Origin of the sequence: Nostoc sp. CHAB 5715 (assembly GCF_020829685.1) — a bacterium.
GTDB lineage: Bacteria > Cyanobacteriota > Cyanobacteriia > Cyanobacteriales > Nostocaceae > Nostoc.
On the sequence record NZ_JAIVFR010000269.1, the window covers coordinates 1 to 7,957 of the forward strand.

Here is a 7,957-nt window from a genome sequence, read left to right on the forward strand (position 1 = left end):
AAAGATTGAAGGTGTCCAAAGAAGCACAACCAAAACAGATTATCATCTATGCCAATCAAGACGGCTATGAGCCGTTTACAGAGTGGATAAATAATTTACGGGATCAACAAGGAAAACGACGCATTCTACAACGCCTACGCCGCCTTAAACAAGGCAATTACGGTGATGTTGCACCGATAGGAGATGGTTTGAGCGAGTTGCGAATGTTCTTTGGTTTTGGTTATCGCGTCTATTTCGGTGAAGATGCTGAAAATATTGTTGTCGTACTCTGTGGAGGCGATAAAAGCACACAGATTCAGGACATCGAAGACGCAAAAGCTTACTGGAAGGAGTACCTAAGCTGTGAGAAAATTTAGAACACTTGATGAATTTGAAGAAGAGTACTTCCGCAAGCATCCGGAAGAAATCGACGATTATCTGACCGAGATATTTCAGGAATACGCACAAGACAACAATTCGGGCGCGTTGTTAGCATCCTTGCGCGTCGTTGCTCGTGTACGAGGAATTAGTGAGATAGCCGAGCAAACCGGTATGACACGCCGGGGATTGCAAAAAGCTTTATCCAGCAATGGTAACCCGCGCCTTGAAAACGTCAATTCCATTATGAAAGCGCTGGGATATTGTCTTACACCGCAAAAAATCATGCCTCCAGCCGCAGAGTAACAGTCAGTAAACCGAAAACTTCGGCGATTGCTCTGCGATCAATACCTGTAAAATTGTAAGAGCTGAACATAAAGAAAATGACTGACACACCCGAATACTTTCCTAATAGGTTAGACCGCGCTGAACAAATAATTTTAGGATTGGCTGAAAGACAAGCTAATGCTCAAGTAGAACTGGATGAACTAAGGCAGGAAATGAGAGAGCTAACCACTAATGTTGACCGTGTTTTAGCTCGGAGCGCAATTTTAGATGATGTACTTCTAGAGTTACGTGATAGTCATGAGCAACACCAACGTAATTTTGAACAACACCAGCGTAATTTTGAAGAACATCAGCGTAATTTTGAAGAACATCAGCGCACCACAAACGCTGCATTACAAAGTCTTGAGTCAATATTATTGCAGTTAATTAGAAATAATTCTTGATGAGACAAGCTAAAGAAGCTAGTAAACGCTTACAGAAATTACTAATGTCAGCACTTGTTTTTAATTTGTCACTAATGGAGTTAACCCAATTTTAGGTCATTATTTTACAGAATAATTTTTGCGATAGTAAGCTTGATATTCCGCAGACAGCAGAGGTTCCCACCAATCACGATGATTGAGATACCATTCAACTGTTAAACGTAAACCCTCAGCAATTGTTACTGAAGGTGTCCAACCAAGCTGAGTTTTAATCTTGTTTGCATTAATTGCATATCTTCGATCATGTCCAGGTCTATCCTTGACAAAAGTAATCAAATGCTTTGCCGGACGCACTGGTAAATCAGGTGCTAATTCATCCATCATCTGACACAAAAGTTCTACCAGGTTGAGATTTTCCACCTCATTGTTGCCACCAATATTGTATGTTTCCCCTGGTTTACCGTGATTGATTACCACATCTAAAGCACGACAATGATCGCCCACATAAAGCCAATCGCGCACATTTTTACCATCACCATAAACAGGTAATGGCTTACCTATCAAAGTGTTGATGCACATCAAAGGAATTAGCTTTTCGGGAAACTGATAAGGGCCGTAATTATTAGAGCAATTTGTGATAATTGTCGGCAGGTTGTAAGTATGGTAATAAGCACGCACTAAGTGATCGCTACCAGCTTTTGAGGCTGAATAGGGACTATTAGGAGCGTAAGGTGTAGTTTCACAAAAAGCTGCATCATCTGGGCCCAAACTACCGTAGACTTCATCAGTAGAAACGTGTAGAAAACGATAATCAGATGGCTGTGCTTTTGCCTCCCAATGTTTCCGAAAAGCTTCTAGCAGGGTGAAAGTTCCTACCACATTAGTTTGCACAAAAGCAGCCGGCCCCAGAATCGAACGATCAACATGAGATTCAGCAGCAAAATGGGCGATGGTATCTATATTTTCGGTTGATAATAACTCGTCTATGATGGTGCGATCGCAAATATCCCCCTGCACAAACCGAAAATTCTCTCCTCCCTCAACCAGCGCCAAATTCAGACGATTTCCCGCGTAGGTAAGCGCATCCAAAACCACCACCCGATCATCTGGATAAACCTGACACCAATGATGGACAAAATTCGCCCCAATAAACCCCGCACCCCCAGTAACTAATAACCGCCGAATCATCCAATTTACTCTCTTTTCTCTGTGTTATCAGCGCGGCAGTTGCTTCAAGTCGGGGAACCCGCCCAACGCACTGCCTTGCCTCTGTGGTTCTTTTTTATTACTTAAAGTATTTCTTCCTCAGCTTCCCATATATCCTCTGAGCGAGTAATTTTGCCACACGTATTTTCGTTAAACTCTTAATATTAGATGCCTGCTGTATCTTATGGTCAAAAAACTCATTTAACTCATCCAGAATAACTTGGAAACGCTTAATAATATTTTCAGTTCGATATTCAGACAAAAACTCTTCAGTCAAACTAAAAGCTACTGAAGAATCAATCACCTTTAGAATACGTTGGACATCATATTCTTGTGAATATCCAGCAATTTTATAGCAATTAAATCCAGGGTCTAAGTAATCAGCCAGTCCACCGTTGACACTAGAAAATACTTGACAACCACAGGCAAGAGCTTCCATTGGTTGTAGACCAAATCCTTCGCTAACACGCTGTTGAGTCCAGTACTCAGCCGAATCATATAGGTAAACCTTAGCTCGGTTGAATAATCCAGGTAAATCCTCTATGTATGAATCAACAACCAACACTTTACAACGTTTTTGTAACGCTGGAATCAATTCTTTAATTAAATACTCAGAAGATTTCCGAGCCTGAATTAAAACATCAATATCCCGTTCCAGACCTAAATTTTGAAACTCATCAGAAATTTGATTTGGCAAATAATAAATGAGAGAATTAGGTGATTTTTCTCCCCAATATCCCATTGTATAGCGGCTAACAGTGATGATCGGAATACTCGCAGGTAACGTAAATGGATAACCTGCACTATGTGCATGGTAAACGACATTGTATTGCTTAAGTTTAGCCACGAGTTGAGCTATATCAAATCCCCAACTGATGACAAAAATTACATCACTTAAATTTTTCTCTTTTAGCAAATCATCAATAAAAAGCTTACCTTTTTCCCGTTGACGGTAAGTTACAACATCAGCACTACAGAACTGCTGAACTAGATTAAGTGCTTTTAACTCAGCCCAAAGACCACCACAGGCAAATTTGCCATCTGTACCAGGGAGTAAGAAGTAAAGTTTTCTCATAATTTTTTTAGGGGAGTGGGGAGTAGGGAATGGGGAGTGGGGGGAGATGAGGGAGCAGGGGGAGATGGGGAAGCAATATCTTCTTCATCCCCCTTATCTCCCTCATCCTCCTCATCCCTACTCTTGCCAGCCCACTTTAATAAAATGTGCATCACGCCCCCAAACGTCGCGTGTACGGATAATATTGTCAATTGTTAGGTTAAAAGGAATGGCAGTTGTTAGGTAACGCTGTGCCATAGAACCTAAATCAGGTGCGAGTTCAGCGGCTGTCGTCGCTGCTAACCCCAAACCGATAATTTGCTCGATAGGTCGAAATGGTAGTAACAGATGCACACCGACAGCTAGTCCAGCTGTTAAGAGCATTGCTACTGATAAATTTGTGCCGCAACGGGGATGTACAGCCAAATCCCATTCTCCACTGGTGAGGCGATGTCGAGCAAGTATAACCGCACGCCGCAAATCACTAATATTCACCTCACCATAGAGGTAGAATCCCTGCTCAGTAGACAAACCGCCTAATAGTTCGTTATCTAGTTGAACGTTAGTAGGTTCACCTTTGGCAGGATAGGCACTTTTTGATTCGCTAAGAACCCAAACAGTAGCGTGTTCTAAAGCGTGAACCTGCCGTATCATCAGAATTTCTTTCAACCCTGGAATAAACGATAGCTGTCTGAGTAAGTCGGCATCTTGTGTGGGTTGCACAAAGTCTGAAAATCGGTCTTCAAGATTCGGAATTTTCTCAGATACAGGTGTCGTAAAATCAAAGTTAAAAAATTTAAAGGGAGACGAGCTACCCTCAAAAGAAGCGGAAGTATTCATTGGAACACTGCTCCCAAAGCCGATGGGGCAACATAGATTTCTTTCAAATGTAACGCTTGCACCACTGAATTGTTGCTAATTTTTGTGGATGATTTTTGAGTTTGGGCATTGGGAATTGGGCATTGGGCATTGGGCATTAATAATTCTTCTTCCCCTGCCTCCCCTGCTCCCCCTGCTCCCTCATCTCCCCATTCCCCATTCCCCATTCCTACATCTGTTCAGGGTAACTGAAACTTTAGGTTTTAAACCCTTCATTTGGATGAAGGGTTAATAGCATCAGGTCAGAGGAATTATTTTACACAATTCCTGAAACAGCAGGTTTACTACTTTACTCATCAGCTTTCCTTGGATGTGTTTGCCACCTAGCAGTTTGTCACCTTGTTCGTTGGTATTGCCTTTGAGCGAGTCGCGGTACTCAATCAAATCCTTGGTAATCTGATTTTCTGGCAGTCTTCCAGTCTCTACTCCGGTTAAAACGTACTGCCACAGACTGATTCGGCACAGTGATGAACCGCTGGGTTTTTCAACAAGCCCGTCTCCTGACTGTTCCAGAACAGTACCCATACCCAAACGCATTTTGTGTCGCGGCTGCGGTTGCGTTTAATGCGTTTGGTATCGCCGACTGAACGTCGGACTGTGGTTTCTCCGTTTTTGCGCTCCCGCTCCGTTTTCTTTACCTCCCGAACCTCATACTCGATTACGGGCTTACCATCAACACCCAGGAATGACTCAAAAGGATAAATCCTGGTGAGTAAACGCGATCGCACTCTCAGTCCAAAACCAAACTTATCAAACACAGTCATGTACGGCTTAAATGCAGGTTCAGACAACATTTCAGCAATTCTTGATTCTAAGCGCTGCTCATAGAGTGAGATATCACACATCCATTCGGCGTGTAGTTCCAAGATTGGGTCAATCTCAATCCCGTAGTCGCGGGCAATGGATATTTTATAGCGATTTTCGATTCTGGTTTTCCCGGCGGGCGAGATTTCGAGCCGATTAGCCAACCATCCCCAAAGGGGTGGTAAAACTCCCGATTTAGTTGATTTACTCTTGGTGTGCGCCACTTCTGGGAATTGCCAAGCTAGAAGTTGCCTTGCATAATTCACAATTGGTGATTGCACCCGATTTAGGTGTTCAAGCTGCTGGCACAGATCCCGGAGTTCGTCGATGGGTTCGGGGCGGTGCATGAGAAAGTATCTCAAATTTAACTCCCCAGTTGACAATCGGTGATCTGGATCGTGACCGTAAGCAGCCATTGCTAAAGCATCAGCAGGGTCACTTTTATTCGGAAGGTTTTTGCCTCCACGATAACGCCGCAATTCGACATGACCAACCCAGAGGATTTTGATTTCTAACTTATTGAGGATGGATGCCCACAGTCTTGAATAGTGGTTTCCGGTTGGCTCTAAGATTGCATAATCTGGCTTGATTTCTGCTAGATAATCAGCAAAGTCAAAGGCTGATTTTTGTTTCTTCTTAGCATCAGGATTGGAGTAAAAAGCCGGATATAAAATAGATGCTTTATTTCTTGTTTTACTCCAATATGCCTGTAATCCGCCTTTGGGATATTGTGTTAAAATATGGCAAGTTACGCTTGATTTACTAACATCAATTCCCAGAATTGTTAATTCTGTTTTCATGGTTCTGCAAACAATAAGTGGTGGTTTTCAAAGACTGGCATCCTTTGAGTAGCCCGAACTTAATAGCGCACGAATCACCCTAACGCCCCACCATAAGAGGGGCGCGATTCAGGAGTAAACGCATTCGGGGAGTTAACTGAAGAAGTGCCGCGCATGAACAGATAAACGCCACAATTTAGGGGCGCAATTCTGCTTGAACGCTGCACTTTCTCTAATTAACTTGCGGATGCTTTGGACACAATCCGCGACGGTGGGTAGTAATACCCACCGTTTCGGCTAGTGTGTCAGCTAGCCTCATCAGGCTTACATCCTTCCAGTTCCATTACAAGTACTGCATCTTCTGGGTTTACCTCCGGTTTTTAACACGATGATTGCTACAGCGTTCAGCTAGGAGTACAGCGGCTTCCTCCCAGGCTGCAACAAGACTTGCAGCATCTTCACCGAAGAATGGTTGCTTGTCTCCGTTCTGCCAGGTGACAACGGCAGTGCGGCTGGGTAAATCTTCAAATTGAATTTGGCGGATTTGGGACAGGTTGATCCAACCAGCTGCGGGCAATTTACAGGTAAACACAGATGGTGTGTTGATTATGGTGTGCATTTTGCTAAACTAATTTTGGTGATCTAGGGCGATCGCACTCCTCTTGAGCAAGCAATGCTATCGCCTAAAAAAATCAAGAGTTAAAATCCGTCGGGGATATCACCGCTACTTTTGGGCGTATCCCCAGAATCAAAAGGGATGTCGTCGGGGTCAGGCTCGACAATTTCTGCGGTCACGGACTCTTCTTCAACCTTCGCCGCAGCAATGAGTTTGTTAAATTGCGGCATTGAAGGAGCTTCTGGTTTAATGCCCTGCGCTCTTAAAAATTCTGCTGTTGCTTCCCACTCCAAGCGAAGCTTCTTGGTCCTCTCCTCAAGTTCGCGGTTTTCTACTTGTAATCGTCGGTTCTGGTTGTAGAGTTCTTCGGACTTGGGCCCAACTGCTGTTATGGCTTGCTGTCTCAAGTGATTAACGACTGAAGTTACTGTGTCCCCCTCTTCTAGTTCAACCGTAAAACCGACTCGCTCGTTGCTGTAATCGCCGATGGAGATTAAGAAGTGAGCATGAACGAATTTGATTTTCATAGCGTTGACAATGCGTGCTATTTTTTACTTGTTGGGATCGATTTTTCATTCAGTTGCGATCGCACTCCTCATGGATCGCGATCGCAATAAAATCAGCTATCCTCGTGCAACCATCTGCTGATCAAAAACTACCTCAAACTTCCCGCCTCCCTGACGAAGAAGAGTAGTAAAAGCATCCGCCTCAGTGCGGGTACGAAACCGATAAACACATTTGTTTTCACCATCGGGCAGATATTGAAAAATTGCCCACGGTTTGAGACTGTCGCGGTAAGTCATAATTCTAAATTCTTAATTGTGCAAAAAAAACACCAGCAATAATCGCTAGCAAATGAATGCTGGTGTGTTTACTTGATAAATTCGGACATCTCTACACAAGAATGATTATTTATGCAATACCTCCGTTTCAGTTAGACTGCGCCCGTATCGGATTTGATTAATCAGCGCTTCAATTAATCCGATACGGTCATGCTTTGGCAATGAGCTATTAATTTGATGCCCGACTACGTAAATCTCATCGCGGCATTTGCCGGGAGCCTGATCGCACAATTGAGCCGAAATGGCAGAAATTAAAAACAGCTTTTCGTGCTGGGTCATCAATTCAAATGTACTACCGTACTCCTCTTGGAGGGATTCAACTAAGGAGCCGTCGTTTATGGTGTAACCAGTGAAATATCCTATTGGCTTCGACATTGGTACAATTTCCTTAATATTAAATACGCTTATGTAGGCGATCGCTCCACCTGACGGTATCGGTCGCCTTTTCAATTAGCCTCCCTCCTCCTCATCTAGCTCGGAGTCTACAATTGATCCGATGACGATAGTTAAGACGTTGTTAAGAGATTCAAAGTCAGTAATCGCAAATTCAACATCGTCAACGTCTTTGATAGTTACCACCGTGTCACCGGGGTAGATTTTTAGGTGTGCAATCAATTCCATAACTTTAGTTGTCATGTTGTTCCTTGCATTGGTGGGTGTGCATTTGTAAAATATCGCCGCCCAACAAAGTACTAGCGGCCCGCTCTGTG

General features: G+C 43.5%; 15 protein-coding genes. 3 read left to right on the forward strand and 12 right to left on the reverse strand.

The window, feature by feature from the left end:
- The 3 genes from LC574_RS16355 to LC574_RS16365 form a co-directional block, all read left to right on the forward strand.
- A partial coding sequence (locus tag LC574_RS16355) for a type II toxin-antitoxin system RelE/ParE family toxin (protein ID WP_306422126.1) occupies nucleotides 1–356 on the forward strand: 356 nt, incomplete at its 5' end.
- A complete protein-coding gene (locus tag LC574_RS16360) occupies nucleotides 343–663 on the forward strand; it encodes an addiction module antidote protein (protein ID WP_229454492.1) in 321 nt (106 codons plus the stop codon). The genes LC574_RS16355 and LC574_RS16360, both read left to right, overlap by 14 nt.
- Before the next feature lie 77 nt (nucleotides 664–740).
- The gene (locus LC574_RS16365) at nucleotides 741–1,088 is read left to right on the forward strand and encodes a hypothetical protein (protein ID WP_229454493.1); all 348 of its coding nucleotides are present in this window, start codon (nucleotides 741–743) and stop codon (nucleotides 1,086–1,088) included.
- 99 nt (nucleotides 1,089–1,187) lie between these two features.
- On the opposite strand, the gene rfbB is transcribed toward LC574_RS16365, so the two are convergent.
- The 12 genes from rfbB to LC574_RS16425 all read right to left on the reverse strand — a co-directional run.
- Nucleotides 1,188–2,255 (reverse strand): dTDP-glucose 4,6-dehydratase, encoded by a 1,068-nt coding sequence (gene rfbB / locus LC574_RS16370; protein ID WP_229454494.1) that lies wholly within the window; start codon nucleotides 2,253–2,255, stop codon nucleotides 1,188–1,190.
- A gap of 97 nt (nucleotides 2,256–2,352) precedes the next feature.
- Entirely contained in the window at nucleotides 2,353–3,348 is a 996-nt protein-coding gene (locus LC574_RS16375) for a glycosyltransferase (protein WP_229454495.1), read from the reverse strand.
- Nucleotides 3,345–3,500, reverse strand: coding sequence for a histidine kinase (locus LC574_RS16380; protein ID WP_229454496.1), 156 nt, complete (start codon nucleotides 3,498–3,500; stop codon nucleotides 3,345–3,347). The genes LC574_RS16375 and LC574_RS16380 overlap by 4 nt, the downstream gene beginning before the upstream one ends.
- Nucleotides 3,466–4,167: a DUF6391 domain-containing protein gene (locus LC574_RS16385; protein ID WP_229454497.1), complete on the reverse strand. Its 702-nt coding sequence runs from the start codon at nucleotides 4,165–4,167 to the stop codon at nucleotides 3,466–3,468. Before LC574_RS16385 ends, LC574_RS16380 begins: the two co-directional genes overlap by 35 nt.
- Nucleotides 4,164–4,373, reverse strand: coding sequence for a hypothetical protein (locus LC574_RS16390; RefSeq protein WP_229454498.1), 210 nt, complete (start codon nucleotides 4,371–4,373; stop codon nucleotides 4,164–4,166). Before LC574_RS16390 ends, LC574_RS16385 begins: the two co-directional genes overlap by 4 nt.
- Nucleotides 4,374–4,443: 70 nt before the next feature.
- Entirely contained in the window at nucleotides 4,444–4,590 is a 147-nt protein-coding gene (locus LC574_RS16395; protein WP_229454499.1) for a hypothetical protein, read from the reverse strand.
- 47 nt (nucleotides 4,591–4,637) lie between these two features.
- A complete protein-coding gene (locus LC574_RS16400) occupies nucleotides 4,638–5,810 on the reverse strand; it encodes a transposase (RefSeq protein WP_229454500.1) in 1,173 nt (390 codons plus the stop codon).
- Between the two features lie 346 nt (nucleotides 5,811–6,156).
- Nucleotides 6,157–6,408, reverse strand: coding sequence for a hypothetical protein (locus LC574_RS16405; protein ID WP_229454501.1), 252 nt, complete (start codon nucleotides 6,406–6,408; stop codon nucleotides 6,157–6,159).
- 80 nt (nucleotides 6,409–6,488) lie between these two features.
- The gene (locus LC574_RS16410; protein ID WP_229454502.1) at nucleotides 6,489–6,932 is read right to left on the reverse strand and encodes a hypothetical protein; all 444 of its coding nucleotides are present in this window, start codon (nucleotides 6,930–6,932) and stop codon (nucleotides 6,489–6,491) included.
- A gap of 96 nt (nucleotides 6,933–7,028) precedes the next feature.
- The gene (locus LC574_RS16415) at nucleotides 7,029–7,208 is read right to left on the reverse strand and encodes a hypothetical protein (RefSeq protein WP_229454503.1); all 180 of its coding nucleotides are present in this window, start codon (nucleotides 7,206–7,208) and stop codon (nucleotides 7,029–7,031) included.
- Nucleotides 7,209–7,313: 105 nt separating this feature from the next.
- Nucleotides 7,314–7,697 (reverse strand): hypothetical protein, encoded by a 384-nt coding sequence (locus tag LC574_RS16420; protein ID WP_229454504.1) that lies wholly within the window; start codon nucleotides 7,695–7,697, stop codon nucleotides 7,314–7,316.
- Nucleotides 7,698–7,957, reverse strand: a 260-nt coding sequence (locus LC574_RS16425) for a hypothetical protein (RefSeq protein ID WP_229454505.1), incomplete at its 5' end; no start/stop codon positions are given.

Bases quoted from the DNA above. Each gene is read 5' to 3' on its own strand.
- LC574_RS16365 (WP_229454493.1), top strand. From the start codon at position 741: ATGACTGACACACCCGAATACTTTCCTAATAGGTTAGACCGCGCTGAA.
- rfbB (WP_229454494.1), bottom strand. From the start codon at position 2,255: ATGATTCGGCGGTTATTAGTTACTGGGGGTGCGGGGTTTATTGGGGCG.
- LC574_RS16375 (WP_229454495.1), bottom strand. From the start codon at position 3,348: ATGAGAAAACTTTACTTCTTACTCCCTGGTACAGATGGCAAATTTGCC.
- LC574_RS16380 (WP_229454496.1), bottom strand. From the start codon at position 3,500: ATGCACATTTTATTAAAGTGGGCTGGCAAGAGTAGGGATGAGGAGGAT.
- LC574_RS16385 (WP_229454497.1), bottom strand. From the start codon at position 4,167: ATGAATACTTCCGCTTCTTTTGAGGGTAGCTCGTCTCCCTTTAAATTT.
- LC574_RS16390 (WP_229454498.1), bottom strand. From the start codon at position 4,373: ATGGGGAATGGGGAATGGGGAGATGAGGGAGCAGGGGGAGCAGGGGAG.
- LC574_RS16400 (WP_229454500.1), bottom strand. From the start codon at position 5,810: ATGAAAACAGAATTAACAATTCTGGGAATTGATGTTAGTAAATCAAGC.
- LC574_RS16405 (WP_229454501.1), bottom strand. From the start codon at position 6,408: ATGCACACCATAATCAACACACCATCTGTGTTTACCTGTAAATTGCCC.
- LC574_RS16410 (WP_229454502.1), bottom strand. From the start codon at position 6,932: ATGAAAATCAAATTCGTTCATGCTCACTTCTTAATCTCCATCGGCGAT.
- LC574_RS16415 (WP_229454503.1), bottom strand. From the start codon at position 7,208: ATGACTTACCGCGACAGTCTCAAACCGTGGGCAATTTTTCAATATCTG.